The sequence below is a fragment of the Arthrobacter tecti genome, from assembly GCF_054511355.1.
Map to the genome: position 1 here is coordinate 22,690 of NZ_JBTNCT010000025.1, position 21,990 is coordinate 44,679.

General features: G+C 63.2%; 20 protein-coding genes. 15 read left to right on the forward strand and 5 right to left on the reverse strand.

Annotated features, from left to right (window positions below; all coding sequences use genetic code 11):
* Positions 1–60: 60 nt before the first annotated feature.
* The gene (locus ACX80C_RS18260) at positions 61–1,578 is read left to right on the forward strand and encodes a flotillin family protein (RefSeq protein WP_459327884.1); all 1,518 of its coding nucleotides are present in this window, start codon (positions 61–63) and stop codon (positions 1,576–1,578) included.
* A gap of 65 nt (positions 1,579–1,643) precedes the next feature.
* Here ACX80C_RS18260 and ACX80C_RS18265 read toward each other — a convergent pair whose 3' ends face one another.
* Positions 1,644–3,116: a hypothetical protein gene (locus ACX80C_RS18265; protein ID WP_459327885.1), complete on the reverse strand. Its 1,473-nt coding sequence runs from the start codon at positions 3,114–3,116 to the stop codon at positions 1,644–1,646.
* Positions 3,117–3,170: 54 nt separating this feature from the next.
* Positions 3,171–4,178, reverse strand: coding sequence for a hydroxyacid dehydrogenase (locus ACX80C_RS18270; RefSeq protein WP_459327886.1), 1,008 nt, complete (start codon positions 4,176–4,178; stop codon positions 3,171–3,173).
* Positions 4,179–4,608: 430 nt separating this feature from the next.
* Here ACX80C_RS18270 and ACX80C_RS18275 point away from each other — a divergent pair, with 430 nt between their 5' ends.
* The 5 genes from ACX80C_RS18275 (at position 4,609) to ACX80C_RS18295 (ending at position 10,528) form a co-directional block, all read left to right on the forward strand.
* Positions 4,609–6,765 carry a right-handed parallel beta-helix repeat-containing protein gene (locus tag ACX80C_RS18275; protein WP_459327887.1) on the forward strand — a complete coding sequence of 719 codons (2,157 nt, stop codon included), beginning with the start codon at positions 4,609–4,611 and terminating at the stop codon, positions 6,763–6,765.
* The gene (locus ACX80C_RS18280) at positions 6,762–7,331 is read left to right on the forward strand and encodes a hypothetical protein (protein ID WP_459327888.1); all 570 of its coding nucleotides are present in this window, start codon (positions 6,762–6,764) and stop codon (positions 7,329–7,331) included. Before ACX80C_RS18275 ends, ACX80C_RS18280 begins: the two co-directional genes overlap by 4 nt.
* Positions 7,332–7,395: 64 nt before the next feature.
* The gene (locus tag ACX80C_RS18285; RefSeq protein ID WP_459327889.1) at positions 7,396–8,685 is read left to right on the forward strand and encodes an ABC transporter substrate-binding protein; all 1,290 of its coding nucleotides are present in this window, start codon (positions 7,396–7,398) and stop codon (positions 8,683–8,685) included.
* Positions 8,686–8,687: 2 nt separating this feature from the next.
* Positions 8,688–9,689: a carbohydrate ABC transporter permease gene (locus ACX80C_RS18290; protein WP_459327890.1), complete on the forward strand. Its 1,002-nt coding sequence runs from the start codon at positions 8,688–8,690 to the stop codon at positions 9,687–9,689.
* Positions 9,686–10,528 (forward strand): carbohydrate ABC transporter permease, encoded by an 843-nt coding sequence (locus tag ACX80C_RS18295; protein ID WP_459327891.1) that lies wholly within the window; start codon positions 9,686–9,688, stop codon positions 10,526–10,528. The genes ACX80C_RS18290 and ACX80C_RS18295 overlap by 4 nt, the downstream gene beginning before the upstream one ends.
* A gap of 183 nt (positions 10,529–10,711) precedes the next feature.
* On the opposite strand, the gene ACX80C_RS18300 is transcribed toward ACX80C_RS18295, so the two are convergent.
* Complete coding sequence (locus tag ACX80C_RS18300; protein ID WP_459327892.1) at positions 10,712–12,214, reverse strand: alkaline phosphatase family protein; 1,503 nt, start codon at positions 12,212–12,214, stop codon at positions 10,712–10,714.
* 166 nt (positions 12,215–12,380) lie between these two features.
* Here ACX80C_RS18300 and ACX80C_RS18305 point away from each other — a divergent pair, with 166 nt between their 5' ends.
* From ACX80C_RS18305 to ACX80C_RS18325, 5 genes are all read left to right on the forward strand, one after another.
* Positions 12,381–13,136, forward strand: a complete 756-nt coding sequence (locus ACX80C_RS18305) for a GntR family transcriptional regulator (RefSeq protein WP_459327893.1) — start codon at positions 12,381–12,383, stop codon at positions 13,134–13,136.
* A gap of 212 nt (positions 13,137–13,348) precedes the next feature.
* Positions 13,349–14,125 carry an electron transfer flavoprotein subunit beta/FixA family protein gene (locus tag ACX80C_RS18310; RefSeq protein ID WP_459327894.1) on the forward strand — a complete coding sequence of 259 codons (777 nt, stop codon included), beginning with the start codon at positions 13,349–13,351 and terminating at the stop codon, positions 14,123–14,125.
* A 12-nt stretch (positions 14,126–14,137) separates the two neighbouring features.
* Positions 14,138–15,124, forward strand: coding sequence for an electron transfer flavoprotein subunit alpha/FixB family protein (locus tag ACX80C_RS18315; RefSeq protein ID WP_459327895.1), 987 nt, complete (start codon positions 14,138–14,140; stop codon positions 15,122–15,124).
* A gap of 3 nt (positions 15,125–15,127) precedes the next feature.
* Positions 15,128–16,975, forward strand: coding sequence for a cytochrome b/b6 domain-containing protein (locus ACX80C_RS18320; protein ID WP_459327896.1), 1,848 nt, complete (start codon positions 15,128–15,130; stop codon positions 16,973–16,975).
* A 70-nt stretch (positions 16,976–17,045) separates the two neighbouring features.
* Positions 17,046–17,645, forward strand: a complete 600-nt coding sequence (locus tag ACX80C_RS18325) for a GNAT family N-acetyltransferase (RefSeq protein WP_459327897.1) — start codon at positions 17,046–17,048, stop codon at positions 17,643–17,645.
* Here the strand turns inward: ACX80C_RS18325 and ACX80C_RS18330 are convergent.
* On the reverse strand, positions 17,613–18,563 hold the full coding sequence (locus ACX80C_RS18330; protein ID WP_459327898.1) for a LysR family transcriptional regulator ArgP: 951 nt from the start codon (positions 18,561–18,563) through the stop codon (positions 17,613–17,615). The two genes, ACX80C_RS18325 and ACX80C_RS18330, sit on opposite strands and share 33 nt — an antisense overlap.
* A gap of 68 nt (positions 18,564–18,631) precedes the next feature.
* Between ACX80C_RS18330 and ACX80C_RS18335 the strand changes: the two genes are divergently transcribed.
* The 3 genes from ACX80C_RS18335 to ACX80C_RS18345 all read left to right on the forward strand — a co-directional run bounded on the left by ACX80C_RS18335 (position 18,632) and on the right by ACX80C_RS18345 (position 19,969).
* Positions 18,632–19,234 (forward strand): LysE/ArgO family amino acid transporter, encoded by a 603-nt coding sequence (locus ACX80C_RS18335; RefSeq protein WP_459327899.1) that lies wholly within the window; start codon positions 18,632–18,634, stop codon positions 19,232–19,234.
* Positions 19,235–19,472: 238 nt separating this feature from the next.
* Positions 19,473–19,718 carry a type II toxin-antitoxin system Phd/YefM family antitoxin gene (locus tag ACX80C_RS18340; RefSeq protein ID WP_459327900.1) on the forward strand — a complete coding sequence of 82 codons (246 nt, stop codon included), beginning with the start codon at positions 19,473–19,475 and terminating at the stop codon, positions 19,716–19,718.
* The gene (locus ACX80C_RS18345) at positions 19,715–19,969 is read left to right on the forward strand and encodes a Txe/YoeB family addiction module toxin (RefSeq protein WP_459327901.1); all 255 of its coding nucleotides are present in this window, start codon (positions 19,715–19,717) and stop codon (positions 19,967–19,969) included. Before ACX80C_RS18340 ends, ACX80C_RS18345 begins: the two co-directional genes overlap by 4 nt.
* A 12-nt stretch (positions 19,970–19,981) precedes the next feature.
* Here the strand turns inward: ACX80C_RS18345 and ACX80C_RS18350 are convergent, their stop codons facing one another.
* Positions 19,982–21,070, reverse strand: coding sequence for a GTP pyrophosphokinase (locus ACX80C_RS18350; RefSeq protein ID WP_459327902.1), 1,089 nt, complete (start codon positions 21,068–21,070; stop codon positions 19,982–19,984).
* Between the two features lie 43 nt (positions 21,071–21,113).
* Between ACX80C_RS18350 and ACX80C_RS18355 the strand changes: the two genes are divergently transcribed.
* A complete protein-coding gene (locus ACX80C_RS18355; protein ID WP_459327903.1) occupies positions 21,114–21,971 on the forward strand; it encodes an alpha/beta hydrolase in 858 nt (285 codons plus the stop codon).
* The last annotated feature ends 19 nt before the right edge of the window (positions 21,972–21,990 follow it).

Consider the following 21,990-nt stretch of genomic DNA (forward strand, 5'->3'; position numbering starts at 1 on the left):
TCAGGGTGGCGAATGGCACGCGCCAGCTATCTTTACGTGCCTTGAATATGGGGAGTACCTGTGGAAATTGGCCTGTTAATCACTATCGGGGTGATTGTTGGCGCCGTCGTCGTTCTTGGCATTATCGCCATGATCATCGCGCGCATGGCGCTGCGCATCGCGAGCCCGTCAGAAGCGCTCATCATCACCGGCAAGGGGAATCAGGAAGGGCAGCGGGTTGAGTTCGGCCGTACCTTCATCAACCCGTTCACGCAGCGCGCGTTCTCCATCTCGCTCGCATCTCGCCAGGTCACCCTGCAGATCGAGGGCATCTCGCAGAACGGCATCGCCCTGCACCTGACAGGTGTTGCCCAGATCAAGGTCGGCGGCGACGAAGAGGCCGTCCGCCGGGCGGCCCAGCGCTTCCTGAACCAGCAGGAGCAGATCGACCACTACACGCAGGAAACCCTTTCCGGTTCACTGCGCTCCATCGTGGGTACGCTGACCGTCGATTCGATCATTAAGGACCGCGCTTCCTTCGCGAAAAGCGTCAAGGAAGAAGCCGAGCACTCCATGCACAACCAGGGCCTGGTGATTGATACCTTCCAGATCCAGTCGGTGCAGGACAGCTCGGACTACTTGCGGAACCTTGGCCGTCCCGAGGCTGCGCTCGCCGAGAAGCTGGCGAAGATCGCCGAAGCCAACGCTGCGCAGGAAGCCGCGCAGGCCAAGGCCATCGCGGATGAGCAGGTTGCGCTCGCCGAACAGCGCCTCGCCATCAAGCGTGCGGAACTGAAGGAAGTAGCCGACGCTCGCCAGGCACAAGCTGACGCCGCCGGCCCCCTCGCCGCCGCGGATCAGAAAGAGGCGATCCTGCTCAAGGAACAGCAGGTCACCTCACGCCAGGCGGAGCTGCGGGAACGCGAACTCGACATCGAGATCCGTAAGCCCGCGGATGCGGACAAGTACCGGGTGGAGCAGGAAGCCGCCGCCAAGCTGGAGCAACGCAAGCGCCAGTCCGAAGCGGACCAGGTTGAGGCCGAGGTTGCTCTCACCAAGCGCAGGCTTTCCGCCGAGGGTGACAAGGTGACCGCCGAAGCTGAGGCCGCCGCCAACACCGCACGCGGTAACGCTGCGGCAGCCGTGACCCGCGCCAACGGTTCGGCCGAGGCTGAGGTCATCAAGGTCCGCGGTCAGGCCGAAGCCGACGTCGTGCGCCAGAAGGGCATCGCTGAAGCTGAAGGTATTGAGGCACAGGCACGCGCGTACGAGCAGTTCAACGACGCCGCCGTGCTCAATAAGGTCATGGAGATGCTGCCGCTGGTTGCCCGCGAGATCGCCGCGCCGATGTCCGCCATCGACAACATGACGGTCATCTCCAACGACGGCGCCAGCCAGCTGAGCAGGAACGTCACCGGCGGTCTGCAGCAGACTTTCCAGCTGCTCAAGGACACTACCGGCCTCGACGCGGTGCAGATGCTGCAGAACTGGGGCGGCGACGGCGCAAAGCCCGAGGCGCAGCCGGTTGCATCGAGCCCGGCCGCACCATCGCAGAAGGCTCCCCGGAAGAACGACGACGGCGCCCCCACCGGCGCCTGACCCGTTCACCAAAGCGGCCGGTCACCTTCCCAAGCGGAAGGCGCCCGGCCGTTCTACGTTGGAGTTCAGGCCCCTGCGCCGAGCGGGCCGCGGAAGGGCGTGGCACCCACGGTCGTGATGTCGACCGGCCGGTCTGGTGCGTCCAGGCGGTAGAGGCCGTCGTCGGCGGCGAAGAAGACCGGCGCATCCGGGAATGCCAGCTCATCCGGAAGCTCCTCCTTGTCGGTCCAGGAGAAGAAGGAGCGGGCAAACGTATCCCGATCCTTGCGCCCGTAAATGCTCAGATCGCCGGCCGTCAGGGGGCTGAGGATGCACCAATGGACGCCGTCCTCAACCCAGTAGGCACGGTCAGAGAGTAGTACCGACTGACGGTCGGGTTCATCGAAGACGCGATCCCAGAACGTTTCGTCCGTTTCGGCCCAGTGGATCAGGAAGAGCAGATCGTGCGAATGCCAGGCGGTGCTGGGTGCAACGTCGGCCTCCGTGTGCCATCCCGTCGCCGAAGCGAAGTAACCCGCTGGCGCTTGATACGCAGCATAGGTCTCGAGGCAACGATCCCGGAATGCGGTCAGTTCGGCGTCGTCCCCTTCAGCGAGTACTTCCTCTATGCCCCGCAACGTCAGTCCCATGCCCGCAATGAGCATCGGAGTGGTTGACAGATGCCGACGGTCACCTGCCACGTACCAGTAGCGGTGGTAGCGGGTGAAGCCCCGCTCGTCGGTCCAGGCTGAGCGTGCGACGTGCCGGCAGATTGCGCGCGCTTCTTCGAGGAAGTCCGGCCGACCGTAGCGTCGTGCGGCAAGAACGAGCGGGACCACCATGAGACCGTAGTATTCGGCGGGTTCGAGGATGCCGCCCTGTTGGCGGTCCCTGGCCACCCGGAAGGTCCCGACGCTGCCTTCGTCAGGCACCCCGCGCAATGAGTTCAGCCGGATGAGTTCGTCGAGATCCGCCACAATCTGATCATCGAACGTGTCGTCGTCAGAGAGTTCGGTGTATAGGAGCTTCACCCACACGCGCGCGTACTCCTGGTTGCATGTCCCCTCGGCAGTGGGCCGTCCTCCGCCGTGCACTTCGCAGGCGTCGAGGTTGGCGCGGACTGCCGAGAAGATCTCGACGCGTTCGCCGTCGTCGAGGTATTTCCCGGCGTGCCGGAGCCCTTCGAGCATGCCGATGCTGCCGACCATATTGTGGATGAGGCCGGAGGTTGCTGACTCGCCGACCTGAAAGCCGATATGGCGGTACTGGCCATCCGGCTGGACCGTCCGGGCCTGAAACAGCATCATCCTGCGCCAGAGTTCGAGCCCACGCTCATCGAATTGCCGTCCGAGTGCTTCACCGAGGGCTGCCGTCGCCGGGGCTGAGAACGCCTGATGTCCGCTGGTGAAGTCCAGGAAGGTGAACGGATTGGTCCCCCAGACGCTGTGGTTGTGGAAGCCGCGAATCTGGCCCTCATTTCCAACCCAGGTGCGTATCCAGCGTGCCAGGGCCGCGACGTCGGGAGTTGCGGGTTCGGCGGTATTGTCGGCGGTTCTCAAGCTGGTGCTCCCTCTTTCATTCGGTAGGTAGTGCAGGCGGCGGGTGATGGCTGTTCAGCCGATCTTTTCAGGGTGCTTGAAGGGTTCACCGGCTACGAAGCGGCGGATCTCCTCCAGGGCGGAGGCGCCCATCCGGTGGAGCTCACGGCCCATCGAACCCGCGATGTGTGGAGTGAGGGTGACGTTCGGCAGCGACCACAACTCATGATCCGGTGGCAGCGGCTCGGGTTCGGACACGTCGAGGATCGCGCGGATGCGCCCACTGCGAAGCTCTCGGGTGAGGGCTTCCTGGTCGACGACGGCACCGCGCGCGGTGTTGAGCAGCGTCGCCCCATTGCGCATCGACGCGAGCAGGCGCCCATCGATCTGCCCGACCGTTGCCGGCGTCAGTGCCTGATGAAGCGAGACAACCTCGCTCGTGGCCATCACCTCATCGAGGGAGGCTGCACGAATGCCGAGCTGAGCGGCACGCTCAGGGGTGAGATACGGACAGTAAGCAACGACGTCGAACTCGAATGGCCGTAGGAGTTCGATGAGCAGCTGCGCGATCTGCGATACGCCAACGATACCGACTATCCGGCGATAGTTGCCGACGTCCGTCATCTCCACCGCACGATCAGGCATTACCCGCTGGTCGCGGTAGCGCTTCTCGGTCGTGAATGCGTCCTTGCCCGCGAGGAGGATCATCGCGAGCGCATATTCCGCAACGGGAACCGCGTTCGCCGCACGCGCGTTTGACGCCGTCAGCCCTCGGGCTGCCCACCGTTCCGGTTCGTTCAGGCAGGTGGCTGCCACGCCGCCGAGGTAGACGACGGCGCGAAGGTTGGGGGCGTCATCCACGCCAATCCTGGGGGCACCCCAGCCACCGATAAGGAGATCGGCGCGCGCAAGCAGGCGGTCAGTTTCCTGGTCGCGGCTGCTCACTACGGCGTCAATGTCGATGTCGATCAGATCCCGCAGCTCCTCGAGCATTCCGGCTGTGAACAGTTGCCTGACGAGCGTCGCCGGATCAATGGCGAACACTCCGCGCGGACGGACCTGGGCACTCTCATTGTGCTGCATCCATGAAACATAACAGATCATACCTATCTCGGGAAAGGGCTTGCCCAAGGATGTGACTTGGCTTACTGTTGATACGTCATATGTATTGTGTATTGGTCGCAACAGGGGTTCCGGAGCGGCATGGGGAGTGTCCGAGACACTACGGGCGCTGCGGAAACGACAGGGAGATCTCAATGAAGAGAAGGTTCAAATTCCGTGCGGGGCTGAGCCTATGTGTGGCAGCCGCGCTGGCTACCAGCAGTGGTGCCGTGCTGGCGCCGATGGCAAGTGCAGAACAATCCACCCATCAAACAGTGGGCGCCGGGCCGGTTGTCTACGTAGCGCCTGACGGGGACGACGCGAACGACGGTAGTAAGGGGCGCCGTTCGCAACGATCACGGCGGCCCGAGATGCGCTGGCAGGCAAGACCAGCGAAAACGAGCGGGGAACCGTGTGGATCCGCGGCGGCGAGTACGTCCTGCAGGACTCCGTCAGCCTGACCGGCGAAGAAAACTCCTGGGTAACGTACGCGGCTTATGGCGGTGAGGATGTCGAAATCACCGGCGCGAATGAACTGCCATCCGAAGGGTGGCGCCGGCTGGGCGACCTGACTACCGACGAGTTGGCTGCGCAGCAATACTCTTCCAATACCCGGATCACCTCGGAACACGCACGCGAAGGTGCGTGGGTCTACGACCTCGGGGCCGCCGGGATCGAGCCGGGCACGCTGTACAAGAACGGCTTCAACTGGCTGCAGCAGCCGTTCGCTCCCGAGCTTGCCGTTGACGGCGCCGTGCAGACCCTCGCCGAGTTCCCCAACGGAAACGATTGCTCCACGTCACAAATCGACTGCCATCTGTTCGGTACGGGGAGCAAATGGGATGCCGATTCGCCAGGCGACCTCCTGCACGTTGATCTCGAAGCCCGATTCGGTGTGGAGGACGACTGGGCGATCAGCGGCACGTCGCCGCGCGCTCAGTTCGAGGACAAGAAGCAGGAACTTCCCGAGGGGCAGCCACGCGACACCTGGTCACAGGATGAGTTGCGGAAGATGACCCCGTCGATCTTTGAAGTGGGTGGGCGCGCACTCGCGGGGGACCGTTACAAGAGCTGGGCGCCTGAGGCCGTTCCCGAAGTGCGGGACTGGGGAACGCGCGGGTTCGGCGAGTACTCAGACATACCCGTCCAGGCTGATCCACAGTGGATCGAGGACATCGACAACACGAAGTTTGAGACCGAGGGCTGGTTGTCCGGTTACATCGGCAACAACTACGCAGCAGATATGGTCCGCATGCTCTCTTGGAGCGACACCACCCTGTACACAAAGTTCGCATCCATGTATATCCCCGTTGACGGTTACACCAAGGTCAAGGCAACAAACGTGCTTTCGGAGCTCGATGTCGCAGGTGAATACTACATTGACCGGCACAACGGCAACGATGTGCTGTACTACCTCCCAGAGGGAGGGACGGTCGAGGGCAAGGAGGTGACCCTCTCCGCGTTTGACAAGAACTTCTTCCTCCTCGAAGGCACCACGGGAGTGACGATCCGCGGCATCGGGCTATCCGACTCCCTCGTTAGCGGAATCCAGCTCCTCGATGCGCACAACACCCTGATCGACGGGGTGGAGATCTCGAACGTGAGTATGGATGCGATCCGCATCGGCGAGACCACCGAGACAATCACGGCGCTTCCCGACTACGAGACGGAGCGGGGCGGCACCAACAACGTGGTACGCAACTCATACCTCCACGATCTTGGCGGCGGCGGCGTCTTGCTGGGCGGCGGTGACCGGGACACCCTCGAACGCGGAAACAACGTGGCGCACCACAACGAAATCGCCCGATTCTCCAAGCTCGCCACCTATACGCCGGCCGGATACCTCTACGGCGTCGGGAACTCGTTCGAGTACAACTTTGTGCACGACGCACCGCACATGGCCGTCCAGATCATGGGCAACGACATGAAAGTGAACCACAACTACTTCTACGACCTGGTGCAGAACGCGGGCGATCAGGGCGTCGTCTACACAGGACGCGACTACACGTACCTCGGCAACGAGGTCGCGTACAACTTCTTCGAGAAGATCGGCGGCGAGAACGACGCGTTTTACATGGACGACGGCGTATCAGGCATGCGCTTTCACCACAATGTGGTGAAGGACGCACATTCCGGGGTGTTCTTCCAATCCGGCCACAGCAACAAGGCCAACGACAATGTGTTCATCAACGTCGGCCGGACCGGGCACGACCAGATGTACTACCGCCGTGGCGAGCTGGGACTGCCGATCGCGAATTCCTGGGTTGTCCAGAGCCGCTTCAGCGATTTCCTCGAGGTCCGCGAGGGTGAGAAGTACAGTTCGACGCCGGAGACCATCGCCACGTGGGTGGACCACTACACGAACGGTGAGAACAAATACTCCGATGGAACACCGATCGTGTTCCCCGAGGTGGATGAGTGGTACATCCCCCGCGTGACCGAAACGGGAGAAGACTGCAAGGCCGCGCACTACTCGACGTACGGCACCAATGGCTGCAGCCGCGCAACCGTCTGGGAGAACGAGAACTCGCTGTACGTACCCGCACGGACGAGATCGACCACTCTGTGATCATCGGCGGCGGCGAGTACAGCCCGGGCGAAGACGACTTCCAGAGTCCCGAAGCGGTCTACTCACTGGATCGGTGGAGCGACAAGATCAACACCAACCTCGTGAAGCCTAGGTCGGTTGAGGAAGCGGGGCTCGATCTGGCGACGTTGAAGTTCTCGACGACCGGCGCCGTCGCCCAGTCCTTCGGTACCGAGTGGATCGAACGGTGGAACAGCCTCGTCACCCGGGAGGGAACCGGACGGCCTGAGGTGCCGACGGCACCCGGCCGCGCCAAGCTGAGCGCCGACAACGCGCGCGGCGGTTCCTACACCGTCACCGCCGATCTGAAGAACGGGCAGAACGGCACGTCGTTCCGTCTCTACGAGGACGGCGTACTGATCACGGAGATCGCGCTCAGGGATGAAAGCCCCAACGGACAGCGCGTGTCTGTGCCCGTCAGCGGCAAGGCAAAGGGCAAGTACACCTACACGTGCGTGTTGGTCAATGCAGGCGGCGAAACCCCATGCAAACCCCACGTAGTGAAGGTCAAGGAAGCAAAACCGGCAAAACCGAAACCAAGGCGATGACCGCCGTCGTTCGCCAGAAACCGAACCCTCATCTAAGCGCACCAACTTTTCAAAGGAGATAACAATGTCCGGAACTGCACTACGACGGACGCGATGGGGATCCGCCATCGCCGTCCTCCCGCTGCTCGCCCTTACGGCGTGCTCAACGGGCAATTCCGCCGCCCAACCCGGCGGCGACGGTGAGGTTGGCGGTGAGATCCGCATGCTGGTGAACATCACCGACAACCTCACACAGGCCAAGTGGGACGCACTCGTCAAGCCTTTCGAGGATGAGACCGGGGTCGACGTGACGATCGAGGGCCCCACCGGGCAGTCTGTCGCTGAAAGCTTCCCGTCGCTGCTTGCAGCCGGTACAGCGCCCGACGTCATCCAATCGGTCTTTCCTACGGCTGACACGGCACCGGAGATCCTCGACCTGACTGATCTGGACTGGGTTGCGGACACTCCGATGGTCGACACCTACGCGACGGAGGGGCGTACGAACGTCGTCGGGGTCGGCACCCAGGCACAGTCCCTGCTGTTCTACAACAAGGATCTCTTCGAGGAGGCGGGTATCACCGAGACGCCGAAGACCTGGGAGGAGTTCGACGCCGCGCTCGCAGCGCTCGCTGACGCGGGCGTCGAGAAGCCCATCGCCTTCGCCTCGGACTGGGCGACCAGCGTGCAGGCACAGCAGATCTGGCACCCGCAGCAGAACCTCACCACCGGCGACTGGCAGCAGGCCGTGGCCTCAGGTCAGAGCACCCTGGGGGAGCAGTTCGAGCCATTGTTCGAGCGCATCTCCGGGTGGGTCGACGCCGGCTACACAACGGCGGACGACGTCGCGACCGATTCGGGCACCCAGGAAGCGAACTTCATTGCCGGCACGGTAGGCATCTACCCGATGGGGTCCTGGTTCACCACCACGCTCGCGGCCACTCCGCCTGAGTTCGAGGTAGGAGTCTTCGCGCCGCCTGTCGAGGATGGTTCGAAGTACCCCGGCCCGATGGGCGCGACCCTGGCCTACCCCTACATGGTTTGGAACGGTTCATCGAACGCGGCATCGGCGACAGCGCTGGTCGAGTACCTCGCCACCGACGAGGAGGCCATCCAGGCGCAGTCCGAGATGGACAGCTTCAGCCGACCGGGCTTTGACGTGGCGGCCAACGAGTACTCCTCGCTCGTCCACGAACTCGTTGAAGCAGCGCCCGAACTTGTGGTGCCAGGCAACCAGACCGTTGGAGACAACGCGCTTCCCGTGAGCGGCTTCAATCCCAAGTTCGGCGAGCTGGTCCAGGGACTATGGCAGGGCCAGTCACCGGCCGACGTCGCCGACGGGCTCACCGCCTGGTATGACGCGGAGAAGAGCGACTGACAATGCTCCAGAATGACACGAAGCGGCCGCGGGGACGGGCATCCCAGCCTGCCCCCGCGGCCCGCGGTCCTGAAGGGACAACGCGAGCCCGATCGACGACGTCGAGAAGGCGGGCGAGCAGTATCGCCCGGCTCCTGGACGGTGCGCTGACGGTCCCAGCCCTCATCGTCTATGTAGGACTCATGGTGGTCCCGGTCGGCTTCGCCGTCTACTACTCGTTCACGGAATACAACGGGATCCCCTCACAGGCCCCGGAGTGGGTGGGGTTCGAGAACTATCTTCGAATCTTCCAGGACCCGGTGGGCGAAATGCATTCGTCCATCTTCGTCACCGTGGTCATCGCCGTGCTGGGTTCATTCCTTGTCAACGCCGGCGCCCTCGGCCTCGCACTTCTGCTGCAGAAGCGGTCAAGGTTCAACAACTTCGGCCGCGCCGTGATGTTCTACCCCCACGTTCTTTCCGCACTCATCGTGGGATTCCTGTGGCAGGCGCTGCTCGGGCCGCAGGGTGCGATCAACGCGCTCATGGTGCAGGTGCAGGGCGGCACGCTGCCCTTCCTCTCGGACCCGGACTGGGCTCTCTTCACACTTGTTGGCGTCATCGTCTGGGCGCAGTTCGGTGTCCAGCTTGTCCTCTACATCGCCGGGCTCCAGGCGGTCTCGCCCGAACTGCAGGAGGCCGCACGGATCGACGGCGCAACCCGCGGCCAGGTATTCCGTCACGTGACGTGGCCAGCGCTCGCTCCTACAGTGACCGTCACCATCGTCACGTCGATTCTCTCGCTACTGAAGGTCTATGACGTGGTCCTCGGTCTTACGAACGGCGGCCCGGGTGATTCGACGCAGACCTGGGCGTACGAGATCCTCGCGGTCTCGTTTGCCAATAACAAGATCGGGCTGGCATGCGCACAGGCTGTGCTGCTGATTGTCGTGGCGGGCATTCTTTCCTTCTCGATCATCGCGGTACGCCGTAAAGCCGAAACCGGAGCGGAGGCAGTGGGATGAAACGCAGCAGGACTATCTCGAACGCAATCAGGATCGGCTTCCTTTCGCTGCTTTCGCTGGCCATGCTGGTGCCGATGTACATCATGGTCATCAACGCATTCAAGCCGCAGCAGGAGATTCTTCTCTCGCCGCTCGGCATCGACTTCGGCACCGCGTCGACCGAATACATCCAGGCTGCGTGGAACAGCGCGCAGTTCCCCGTCATCGAAGGCTACCTGTTCACCATCTTCCTGGTGCTGGCGTGCAACGCCCTGGCGATCGGCCTCTCGATCCCGGCGGCGTACGTCATCGCGAGGACGCCCGGTCTTGTCTTCGCCGGACTGTTGATGTTCTTTGTGGCGGGCATGTTCATCCCTGCCCAGATCATCCTCGTACCGGCGATCTTCGTCCTTAAGGCGCTCGGACTTATGGGAACTGTCACCGGGCTGGTGTTCTTCATGTCGGCGTCGATGATTCCGTTCACGCTGTTCATCTTCAGCGGGTACATCCGGATGCTGCCGCGCACGCTCGACGAAGCCGCCGCGATCGACGGTGCCGGCCGATTCCGCGTCATCTGGACGATCTTCTTCCCGCTGATGAAGCCGATAGTGGCAACGGCATTCATTCTGAACGCGCTGAGCGCCTGGAACGACTTCGTGAGTCCGCAGCTCATCCTCGGTCCCGGTTCCCAGTTGAAGACCATCACCACGGGGGTTTACGCGGCCGTGTCGTCATACTCGACGAATTACGAGATCGTGTTCCCGACGCTCCTCCTGGCGGTCGCGCCGATCATCGTGATCTTCATCGTGATGCAGCGATTCATCCTCGGAGGGCTCGCAGCGGGCGCCGTGAAGGGGTAGGAATCCGCCGAGACGTCGGTCAGTCAGCCGTCCGAATGCCCTCACGGATGCTGACGGTGAATTCGTCGGTTGGGAAAAGGTGGTCCTGAGGGCACGCTGACACACGCCTGACCCGTTACACGACAACGGCCGGTCGCCTCCCGAAATAGAAGGCGACCGGCCGTCGTCATTGGGGATGAACGGCTACTTGACTGAGACCTGATCCACGGTCCAGAAGGCGCTGTTCGTGCCGGTGTACTTGAAGTACACCTTTACGTTCGTGGCACCTGCGGGAACGTTGAGGGTGATTTTCTCGAAGGTGTTCACGTTGGACCGGTAAGACTTGACCAGGGTGCGCGCGCCGCCGTTGTAGCTGACGTAAACGTCGCCCGTCTGCGGACCGTCGATCCGGTAGTTCGTCGCGAAGGACAGCACGGCGGGGGTTCCGCCCCTCACGGTGTACGCAGGGCTGACCAGGGTCGAGTTGAACTGCCCGGAGTTGTGCGTCTTGTCATCCCACTCGTCCGAATCGGCTACCGCGAAGACGTTGCGGTTCCGGACGCTCGTTTCGCGACCCTGGCCGCGGGCGGTGTTGGTCCAGAACTCGTCCGTAGCGAACGACCAACCGCGCCATTCGGTGACCCCACCGGCCGGCATCGCGGAGTTGTCAATGCTCCAGCCGCTGGGGGCGGTGGTGGTCCACCCCTTGACCCCGGCGGGAAGCCCGGTCTCGTCGACGGCCGTCTTGAGTGAGTTGCGCAATCCGTCGAAGGCGTCCGGGGTGATTGACGAAAGCGCCTTGCCATCGAAGTTCCAGGAGCTGCTGATGCTGGCGCCGTGATGCTTCAGGACGGTTGGCGCTATGTCAGCGATCTTTACGTCTCGGCGAACAGACCCCGGGGCTATGCCCGTGCCCTTTGCGACTACGAAAACCTCGCGCTCCGGCTGGGTGTTTCCGCCATGGCCGCCGGAGACTGTGTGCCCGTGATCAGTGGTGAGGATAATCAACCAGTCCTCACTGCCGTACGTGGAACGGGAGGTCACCGCATCGAGGATTTGCCCGACCTGCTGATCTGCGGTCCTAAGGGATTCGACATACTCCGGGCTACCGGTTCCGTGATCGTGACCTGCGTGGTCAACGTCATCAAGGTGGATGAAGGTGCTGTCCGGATTGCCGTTGGAGAGGTAGTCCACCGCCTTCGAGGTGGTGCCGGCGTCGCCTCCTCCAACCAGGCGCAGGTCCACTCCCGACCCAAAGACCGTTTGCGGAATAGGGCTCCACGTACCTACCAGCAGCGTGGAAGTGGCCGTGATTGAACCTCCCAGCCGCGTGAGATAGTCGGGATACTGCCCGAAGTTGGAGCCGGTGAAGGAGTTGTCCACCACCTCGTGCTTGTCCGGCCAAACGCCGGTTGCGATGGTGGCCCATCCGGGCCCGGAGAACGTGGGAGCCATGGGGTTGGCGAAGAGGTTGCTTCTGGACGTCATCCCGCTGCCCATCAAACCTTCGATGTTGGGAAGACCTGTGTCGTCGAGGGATGTGAAGGCTACGCCGTCAACACCGATGACAAGCGTCTTCTGCTCGTCGGTACCATCCGGCAGGTTTTTGTAGGGTGAGCCTGCCGCTGCGGATCCCGGCGACAGGACCAGCGTGGAAGCGACGCAGGCGGCGGCCGCCAGCGTTATGAGGGAACGGTTCGGTTTCATTGGGTTTCTCCATGTGGGGTGGGGAACTTCTTCAACCTGAAAAGCACATCAGACTCTGAGTGGCTTGTATAGACAAGTAGCCCGAATTGCCTTCATTGAGTTTGTCGTTGTGTCGAAGAAAGGCCAAGCCATGCCTTCCCGGAGGTGCTACTTGTAGAATCAGCCCGTGGGAAACGTCGTCAACATGCCGCTGCACCAACGCCTGAGCGAGGAGTTCCGGGAGCGCATCACTGCGGGCATCTGGCCCGCCGGTTCGCAGCTGCCAAGCGAAGCGGAGTTGTGCCGTGAGTTTGGCACCTCGCGTGGCCCCGTCCGCCAGGCGCTGGCCGCGTTGCGTGCAGAGGGTGTTGTGACGGGCGGTCGCGGGCGCCCCCCGATGGTCCGCGGAGAGGTCCGCTCCCAGTCCTTTTCCACCTTCATGTCCTTCACCGAGTGGGCGGTCTCCCTCGGCAGGGAGCCCGGTCAGCGAACGCTGGAAATCGCGCGCCGCAATGTCTCGGATGAAGCCGCCGCACAGCTTTCCCTGCCGCCGGAAGAGCAGGTGGTGGAGGTGCTGCGCCTGCGCCTGCTGGACGGCGCCCCGGCGATGATCGAACGCACAACCTTCATCCTTTCTGTAGGCCGGTTGCTGTTCGACTTCGATACGGATAGCGGCTCGATCTTCGCTTTCCTGAAGGGAAACGGGGCTGACCTCAACAATGCCCGACACACCATCGACGCCGTCGCGGCCACGGAGTTGGACGCTCAGCTATTGCAGCAACCCGCTGGAACGCCGCTTCTGAGGGAACGGCGCCTGACCAGCACGGCCGCCGGCGTAGCAATCGAATACTCGGACGATCGCTACCTTCCGGCCCTGACGAACTTCACCATCGAGAACAACGTCCAGCACAGGGCCAACCTGGTTCGGGTGCACACAGCCTAAGCGCCGAACCTTTCTTGCGGCGGTAGCCGGATCGTGGATCAACCTGCGGGCACGGTATCCTCGGGAGCGGAGAATGCTCGACCACTTGCACTGTGCCCGCCCGCCTGCCTGCCGGCTGACCGGGTGCGGCGTCGGCCTGGAGCACGGACGGCATAAAGTCCGGTGCGCGCTTACCCGGTGCGCGCCGACCGACGAGACATCGAGGAGGGTCAATGAAGATCGTCGTTCTCATGAAAGAGGTCCCGGACACCTACGGGGAGCGCAAGCTGAACCTTGAGACGGGGCTCGCTGAGCGCGGCGCCGGCGAGGCAGTGCTCGACGAGATCAACGAGCGGGCACTCGAGGTGGCGCTTTCCCAGTCCGGCGAGATCAGCGATGCGGAGATCATCGTCGTGTCGATGGCACCCGAATCCGCAGCCACCACCCTGCGCAAGGCTCTCGCAATGGGAGCATCCAGGCTCGTGCACGTTGCCGACGAGAAGCTGGTAGGCGCCGATCTGGGCCTCACTGCCGAAGTATTGGCCGCTGCAATCAAGCGCACCGGGTTCGACCTCATCATCGCGGGAAACCTCTCCACGGACGGCTCGGGCGGCGTGCTTCCGGCGATGATCGCCGAACTCCTGGAAGTTCCCTACGCAAGCGCACTCACTTCCGTCGAGATCACTGCGGATCGGATAAGCGGCAGCCGTGAATCGGACACCGGAACCATGCGCGTAGCTGCACCGCTGCCGGCGGTCATCTCGGTCACCGAACGCTTTCCTGCCGGCCGCTTTCCCAACTTCAAGGGCATCATGGCCGCGAAGAAGAAGCCGGTGGAAACGCTCACTGCCGCTGATCTCGATATCGACCCGGAAGCGCTCGACACACCCCGGTCCATTATGCTCGCCGTCGCCGAGCGCCCAGCCCGGACCGCCGGGACGAAGATAGTCGACGAGGGCGACGGCGGCGAGAAGCTCGCCGAGTTCCTTATTTCGAACCGGCTGGCGTAAGGAGCTTCAATCATGACTACATTCCCGGAAGATTCGGTCCTCGTCCTCCTCGGCACCACGCCCTCGGGTGAACTGACCAAGAGCGCCGCCGGCCTACTCGGCGCAGCGGCCGGTGTTGGCGCACCGGTGGCCCTGGTTGTGGCGACGCCCGGTCAAGGCGCTGAAGCCGCCTCTGCGGCCGGCTCACTCGGCGCGAAGCACGTTCTGACGGCGGAGATGGAGGAGCTCTCGTCAGCTTTGGGCGTGCCGGTAGTGGATGCCCTCTGCGCTGCGGCCGACCTGGTGAAACCGGACGCCATCCTGATCACCAATTCGCTCGACGGTCGCGATGCCGCCGGGCGGTTCGCGGCACGGAAGCGCTGCGCCCTCGCGGTCGATGCGATCGGCGTTGGACGTGACGAGGAAGGCGTCCTCGCCCATCACTCCGTCTACGGCGGAGCCTACAACGTGGACTGCGCGCCGACATTCGGCCCCTTGGTGGTCACTGTTCGCGAAGGCTCGATCGACGCCCGCGCAGAAGCCGAAACACCCACTGTGGACGCCCTTGAGGTGAAACCGTCCGGAGCGGCGGCAGCTGCCATCGAGTCGTTCGAGGAGCAGACGGCGGCCTCAACCCGCCCCGAACTGCGTGGCGCTGCGAAGGTTGTGGCCGGTGGTCGCGGCCTGTCATCGCAGGAGCAGTTCGCCCTTGTCGAGGAACTGGCGGATGTCCTCGGCGCCGCGGTTGGCGCTTCACGGGCAGCGGTCGACGCCGGCTACGTGCCGAACAGCTACCAGATCGGCCAGACCGGCGTTTCAGTCTCGCCGCAGCTGTACGTTGCACTCGGTATCTCCGGCGCGATCCAGCACCGCGCCGGTATGCAGACCGCGAAGACCATCGTCGCGATCAACAAGGACCCGGACGCGGCCATCTTCGACGTCGCCGACTTCGGGGTTGTCGGCGACCTCTTCGAAGTGGTCCCGCAGTTGATCAAGTCACTTTCCGCGCGGAAGGGGTAGCGAATGGCGACGCACGGTCGCACACTGCGCCGGGGCCTGCCTCGCCGAAGCGGCGAGGAATCATGGCCGCCCGCGGACGCAGTCCTCACCCAAGCGCCCGGCGACGGCAACGCGCCGGCACAAACGGACACAACGACGACGGCCAGCCCGGCTTCCGATTCGGACAGAACGACGGCGGCGGGTTCGGCGTCGTCGGGCACTGACGCGTTGGCGCCGACGAGCGAAGCAGTTGCAGCTTCCGGGTCAGACTCTGCGGCTGGTTCAGCTTCCGCGGAGTCCGCGGCGTCCTCGCTCACCTCGCAGGTAGACGCACCGTCTTCGAGCGTCCAGACGGACTCACCCGCCTTGGACGAGGGTGCCCGCGCAGTCCGGCGGGGGCTTCCCCGAACTCTGGGAGGGGACCCGTGGCCTCCCGCTGGTGCTGGGCCAGTGTCTGTTGTATCGACGTCCGCTTCACCGGCTCCCGAGGCCCGCTCTGACGCAAGACAAGAGGACGCGGCCTCGGTCAGCCAAGCACGTTCAATCGATGAAGCGGTCCCTGCCCGGCAGGCGGCGTCAGCGGAAGAAGCGCCGCAACCAGCAGCGTCGAATGAGGCTGCCCGCGTGGACGCGCAGGCCGGCTCCACGCAGCTTCTGCGGCGCGGCTTGCCCCGCGTCCCAGGCGGTGAGCGTTGGCCGGCTGAGACCGCCGTCGTCGTCGGGCCTGGTCAGACGCACACGGATACCGAAGCAGTCGGAACAAAGGCCGCCGAAGAGCCTGCCCCTGTTGCTGCTGAGGTAGCGCAACCCCAGAAGGCGCCCGAGCCGGCCGCCGTCGCGGCGCCAATCGAAGAAAAGGCAACGCCTTCCAAGGAGGAAGCGCCGTCGTCGGCTGCTGCGGGCCCTACGGACACCCGCAAGCCGCTCCCGGTGAAATCTGCGGACACCAAGGACACCCCAAAGGCTGCGAAGGAGCGGAAGCCCCGCAGCCGCATGGCCAATCTCTTGCTCGGTGCCGCGGGACTCCTCGCAATCGCGCTGGGGGCTGTGCTGTTCACGCGCTGGTTTGTCACGCTCGGTTTCATGCAGGACTTCCTCACCACGTATCCGGGGGAGACCCACCTGCCCGAAGGCGCGGAACCCGGCTTCCCGGCCTGGGTGCAGTGGCAGCACTTCTTCAACTTCTTCCTGATCGTGCTCATTATCAAGTCCGGGCTGCAGGTGCGCAGGGAAACCCGGCCGCCGGGATACTGGACACCGAAGTGGTCCAAGGGCGGGGACGGAAAGATCAGCCTCAGCTTGTGGTTCCATCAGGCGCTGGACATCCTGTGGCTGCTGAACGGCCTGGTGTTCGTGGTGCTGCTGTTCGTCACCAATCACTGGATGCGGCTGGTCCCCACAACGTGGGAGGTCTTCCCGAACGCGCTTTCGGCGCTGATCCAGTACGTTTCGCTCGACTGGCCCACCGAGAACGGCTGGGTGAACTACAACAGCCTGCAGCAGCTGGCGTACTTCGCAACCATCTTTATAGCGGCGCCGTTGGCGGCGATCACTGGCGCCCGGATGTCCGGGATCTGGCCGAAGAAGGCCCAGACGCTGAACCGGGTCTATCCCGTGGAATGGGCACGCGCTATTCATTTCCCTGTGATGCTGTACTTCGTGGTCTTCATCATCGGTCACGTGGCTTTGGTCTTCGCGACCGGTGCCCTGCGCAACCTGAACCACATGTACGGCGGCCAGGACGTGGTGAACTGGGCGGGATTCTGGATTTTCTTCGTCTCGCTCCTGCTCGTGGTGGGAGCCTGGATAGCAGCGAAACCGCTGATCCTGGCGCCGATTGCCGGGTTGTCCGGGCGGGTCAGTTCGCGCTGAACTGATGCTGCGTGGGACGTGATGTGGATCGCCACATTCATGACATCGATACGAGAACGGGAGATTGCAGGTGAACCCGACGGTCTTCGAATCCGCTGAGCTTCACGGACAGCACGGTATCGTGTTGACGCCTATCAATGGTTCTCATGCCCCAGGATGCTTTGCGGCCTGCCAGGACGAGGAAATACATCGTTGGCTACCGTTACCTCAGCCCTACACTCTCGAAATTGCGAGTGCGTGGTGCGCGGAAGGGGCGGACAAGTTCAGAGCATCCGGTTTGGGGATTCACTATGCGATCACTATCGGCGGCAGTTTCGCCGGTTGTATCTCGTACAAGAACGTCCGCTGGGGAGAAGGCATAGTTGAAGTTGGGTACTGGATCGCTCCTGAATTCCGAGGGATGGGATTGGCCACCCAATCCGTGGAGATGTTGTCGCGCAACGCTTTCGCGCTCGGATTTGATCGCGTTGAGCTTCGTATTGCTGATGGCAATAAGAGATCTGCGGCGGTCGCCGTCCGGTGCGGATACCGGAAAGAAGGCGTTTTGCGCTCCGCTGGGGTGGTCCACGGCGGTCGAGTAGATCTAGTTCTCTACTCCCAGATCATGTCCGATGTGATCATTGCTCAAGTTGCTCGGTCAACGGAGGATCGTCTCAATCTGAGAAGGTAGGGGAGTGGTCAGGACTGATGATGGTGGTGCCTCAAGCGGGCGTAGAACGGCCGCATCAGCCCGGATTGCGGCGGCTACTGCCTCCAATGCCTTTGACCCGTGCCGCCACTGCTGCCAGTAGAGCGGCACATCCACATGACCTCGTGGCACAAGGGCAGTAAGGTCTGCAGCTGCCGGGTCATGAGCCAGCTCCAGTTCGGCCAGTAGACCCCAGCCCATGCCGAGCCGGATGGCTTCTGCAAACTCCTGGGCCGCCGGAACGTAGTGGCGCGGCGGTGTTATCGCCTGCTTTGTCCTGTTTCGCAGGTACTGGTCCTGGAGGTCATCCTTTCGGTCGAAGACCACCACGGGTGCGCGCTCCAGGTTCTCCACAGTGGCACCATCGCTGAACCAGCGCTGCTGGAACTTCTCAGTACAGACCGGGATGTAGCGCATGATCCCCAGCGGACTGGATGAACAGCCCTGCACCGGCCTGGCAACCGAGGTGATAGCCGCAGCAGCCGCACCGCTGCGCAGCAGGTCCAGAGAGTGCTCCTGATCCTCGCGCAGGATCTCCAGTTCCAATGTTTCGACCACCGGCACCAGTGCGCGAAGTGCCCACGTGTGCAGGGAATCGCCGTTGATCACGATCACGATGCGTTGACGCTGCGCATCCTCCGTTTCACGCAGCTCGGTGCTCAAATCCGCAGAGAGCAGCTCTAGCTTCCGGGCGAACCGCACGATCGCCTCACCCGTTTCGGTTGGTTGGACCGGACGGGTTCGCCGCAGGACGGGCCGGCCGACACCGGTCTCCAAAGCACGGATGCGCTGGCTGACAGCGGATGGGGTAATCGAGAGATGAGCTGCCGCAGCGTCGAAGCTGCCCTCTTGAATGATGGCGGCGAGTGCCAGCGCCTGAGTTGGATCGATCTCTTTCATAAGCAACTCTTATCATGCTGTAGAAACTTTAGCTGGAATCAGCTTGAGCTCGCCCTTAGCGTTATATTGTGCTCGACTCAACGCTCACCGGCTTCGTTGCCGGCCTATCGCTCATCATCGCTATCGGCTCGCAGAACGCCTTCGTGCTTCGACAGGGTCTGCGCCGATCCCACGTTGCCCTCGTTGTAGCTGTCTGCGCGCTTTCCGACATCGTGCTCATCACGCTTGGCGTCGGCGGCCTCGGGGTTGTCATTGAACAAGCACCGGTACTGCTGGAGGTTATCCGGTGGGCAGGCGCGGCTTTCCTGCTGGGCTACGCGGTGCTGGCGGGGCTTCGGGCAGTGCGCGGCGAGCAACTCGACGTCACGAAGGGCAGGGGTAGCGGGTCCTGGCGGACTGCGCTTGCGACGTGCCTGGCCCTGACCTGGCTCAACCCGCATGTGTACCTGGATACGGTGCTCCTGCTGGGATCACTGGCAAGCACGCACGGCATCCAGGGCAGGTGGTGGTTCGCGATCGGCGCCTGCGTGGGCAGTATGGTGTGGTTTACGGCCCTCGGTGTCGGAGCCCGCTACCTCGCTCCGCTTTTCAACCGGCGCCTTGCGTGGAGGATCCTCGACGGCGTTATCGCCGCCCTCATGCTCGGGCTGGCGGTTTCGCTGGTTGTCTAGCCGAAGAGACTCACACCGAATAGTCGATGCATCACCGCAGAAAGTTTAAGTGGGCTTGGTGCGCCGGCCGCGCTCGGTGAAATCGGAAATCATTCTGACATTTGAGATGATAGAACGCGCGGTGAACGAGGGGATCGAAGAGCGGGCCGACCTGGACGCGCGCCCCATCGAAACTCGAAATGGGTATCTATCTTGCATCAGATGGTACCATTTTTGGTACGAGATAGGAGGGTTCGCAATGGCTATCACAGCCTCGGAGGCACGTAAAAATCTGTTTCCGCTTATCGAGAAGGTGAATGACGACCACACGGCTATCGAAATAACATCCAAACGTGGCAGTGCTGTGTTGATGTCGCTGTCCGAGTATGAAGCTCTTGAGGAGACGGCGCATCTTCTCCGCTCACCGGTTAATGCTGAGCGTCTGCTGGAGAGCATTGCTCAGCACCGTGCAGGCAAGGCCGCAGCACGGCAGCTCGAAGAATGAATGTCGCTTTCACACCGAACGGTTGGGACGATTATCGATACTGGCAGCGCACGGACAAGGCGACACTCAAGCGGATCAATTTGTTGATCGAGAGCTGTATTCGAACCCCATTCGAAGGGATCGGGAAACCGGAAGCGCTCAAGCATCAATTGGCGGGGTACTGGTCGCGGCGGATCACTGACGAGCATAGGCTCGTTCATGCAGTTGAGGACGAACAGTTGGTTGTTGTCTCTGCCCGGTTCCACTACTAACGGTCGGTTCACTCAGTCTTCCCGCGACCGGAAGTTCCGGATCTGCCGGAAGCGCCTCAGGAGGCTGTCCCTCCGCGACGAGCCCGTATCCGGTGCATCTGCCGTCAGCTCGATGTGCCGTTCGCCGAAGTTCCACAGCAGCACGTCGTCGAGGAGCCGGTCCGGCCCCGGCGAGTAACGGTGGTCGAGTGCGCGCCGGACCGAGGTGATGGTGTCGGCCTGGAGCAGGGAGGCGAGGGCCGTCGTCGTCGTAATCCCGTGGGCGGAGAGGAGCTCGGCGGCCCAACGCCAGTTGTCGTCGGACTTCCTGTCAACGTGCGGGAGGAGGGTCTGCCATACTTCCCGGATGCGGTCGGGGCTGAGTTCCACGCTGCCCTCGCCCTCGGGATCCCAGAACCCGGTGACCGTCTCATAGCGGGAATGCAGGTCCGCGAAGGTGGATTCGACGCTCTCCAGCATGGCGGCGGTGGCCGTGAACTGCCGGTCAAAGTAGGGGCTCCACGCCTTGGGGTTGAAGGACTTGAACCGGATGTCGTGCTCGATCTCGGACCAGGCGTGTGCCAGCACGGTGCGGATCTGTGTCTCGAACATGTAGCTGCCGGAGTCAGAGCCGAGCAGCTGCTGGTAGGTGCGGACGGCGTCGTTCTGGATGGTCCGCAGAATGAGGTGACGGCTGGAATAACCGTACGTGCCCGATTCAATGGAGCCGATGTCCTTCTCCCGGTCACCCCGGCAGTCGAACTCGTGGCGCTGGCGCTTGATGAGGTTCGCCGCGATATCCACCTCGTGCGGCAGCGTGGTGATGACCCGGACACCCACCAGGTCCGTCAGGTTCCGCAGCGGGTCAGGGAAAACGAGGGACGGCGGACCGTCACCGTCGCTCAGCATCCGCGAGGCTTTGTCGCGGAAGGACTCGACCGACTTGGTGCGCGCCGTGACGAACAGCGGCCGCAGGTCCGTTCCGGTGAAGATTTCCTGGATGCTGTCGCGGACCTCGCGTGTGACAGCCTCCAGCGCCGGGCGCACCCGCTCAAATTCGCTGACACTTTCCTGGACCGCTGGCCTCAGCCGCTCATCCAGTTCATCCCACGTACTCACCAACCCATCTAAACATCCGCCACGGACAGCGGCTACGCTACGAAGAATGACCGACCTCTCGCGGCGCGCACTCCTCGGCGGGGCGTTGCTCTCCGCAGCTGCGCTTTCGGGGTGCGGTCCCACCCAACCGTCGGCGCCTGCCGGTGCGAGTGAGGAACCCATGCGCTATACCTACGGTAGTGATCCCAGCCAGTTCGCGGACCTGTACCTGCCGGAGGGGGAGCCACGCGGCGTCGTCGTCATCATTCATGGGGGTTTCTGGCGTAGCCAGTACTCCCTCGAGCTCGGTGTGCCGCTCGCGGGGGACCTCACTCCGCGCGGCTTTGCCTGCTGGAACCTCGAGTACCGCAGGGTCGGCAACGGCGGCGGCTGGCCGGAAACCTTCGAGGACATCGCGGCCGGAATCGACCTGCTTGCCACGGCGGCGAAGGAGTACGGTTTCGACACCAGAACGACGACGGCGCTCGGCCACTCCGCGGGCGGCCACCTTGCGGTGTGGGCGGCCGGGCGGGCGTCCCTTCCGTCGGGGGCGCCAGGAGCCAGCGCTCCGGCGGTGCCGCTGACCGGCGTCGTCAGTCAATCGGGCGTATTGAACCTGCAGTTGGCGTACGAGGAACGGCTGGGCAGTGGAGCCGTGCAGAATCTGCTGGGGGAGCCGGAGGGGGACAAGTACCGGCTGGCAGATCCGATGAGCGCCATTCCACTGGCGGTTCCGGTGGTGGCCCTCCACGGGAAAGACGATTCGACGGTGCCGTTGAGCCAGTCGGAGTCCTATGTCGAGGCTGCCGTTTCGGCCGGAGCCGAAGCGGAACTGGTGCTCATCCCCGGCGACCACTTCGCCATTATCACGCCCGGCACCGACGCCTGGGAGAGCGTCGTTGACGCCGTGGAACAGCTGGCCTGAACCTGTCGAACATGGGGAA

Coding starts and splice junctions, on each gene's coding strand:
- ACX80C_RS18320 (WP_459327896.1), top strand. CDS start 15,128: ATGGCGACGCACGGTCGCACACTGCGCCGGGGCCTGCCTCGCCGAAGC.
- ACX80C_RS18345 (WP_459327901.1), top strand. CDS start 19,715: ATGAATGTCGCTTTCACACCGAACGGTTGGGACGATTATCGATACTGG.
- ACX80C_RS18290 (WP_459327890.1), top strand. CDS start 8,688: ATGCTCCAGAATGACACGAAGCGGCCGCGGGGACGGGCATCCCAGCCT.
- ACX80C_RS18295 (WP_459327891.1), top strand. CDS start 9,686: ATGAAACGCAGCAGGACTATCTCGAACGCAATCAGGATCGGCTTCCTT.
- ACX80C_RS18270 (WP_459327886.1), bottom strand. CDS start 4,178: ATGCAGCACAATGAGAGTGCCCAGGTCCGTCCGCGCGGAGTGTTCGCC.
- ACX80C_RS18355 (WP_459327903.1), top strand. CDS start 21,114: ATGACCGACCTCTCGCGGCGCGCACTCCTCGGCGGGGCGTTGCTCTCC.
- ACX80C_RS18315 (WP_459327895.1), top strand. CDS start 14,138: ATGACTACATTCCCGGAAGATTCGGTCCTCGTCCTCCTCGGCACCACG.
- ACX80C_RS18340 (WP_459327900.1), top strand. CDS start 19,473: ATGGCTATCACAGCCTCGGAGGCACGTAAAAATCTGTTTCCGCTTATC.
- ACX80C_RS18285 (WP_459327889.1), top strand. CDS start 7,396: ATGTCCGGAACTGCACTACGACGGACGCGATGGGGATCCGCCATCGCC.
- ACX80C_RS18330 (WP_459327898.1), bottom strand. CDS start 18,563: ATGAAAGAGATCGATCCAACTCAGGCGCTGGCACTCGCCGCCATCATT.
- ACX80C_RS18300 (WP_459327892.1), bottom strand. CDS start 12,214: ATGAAACCGAACCGTTCCCTCATAACGCTGGCGGCCGCCGCCTGCGTC.
- ACX80C_RS18310 (WP_459327894.1), top strand. CDS start 13,349: ATGAAGATCGTCGTTCTCATGAAAGAGGTCCCGGACACCTACGGGGAG.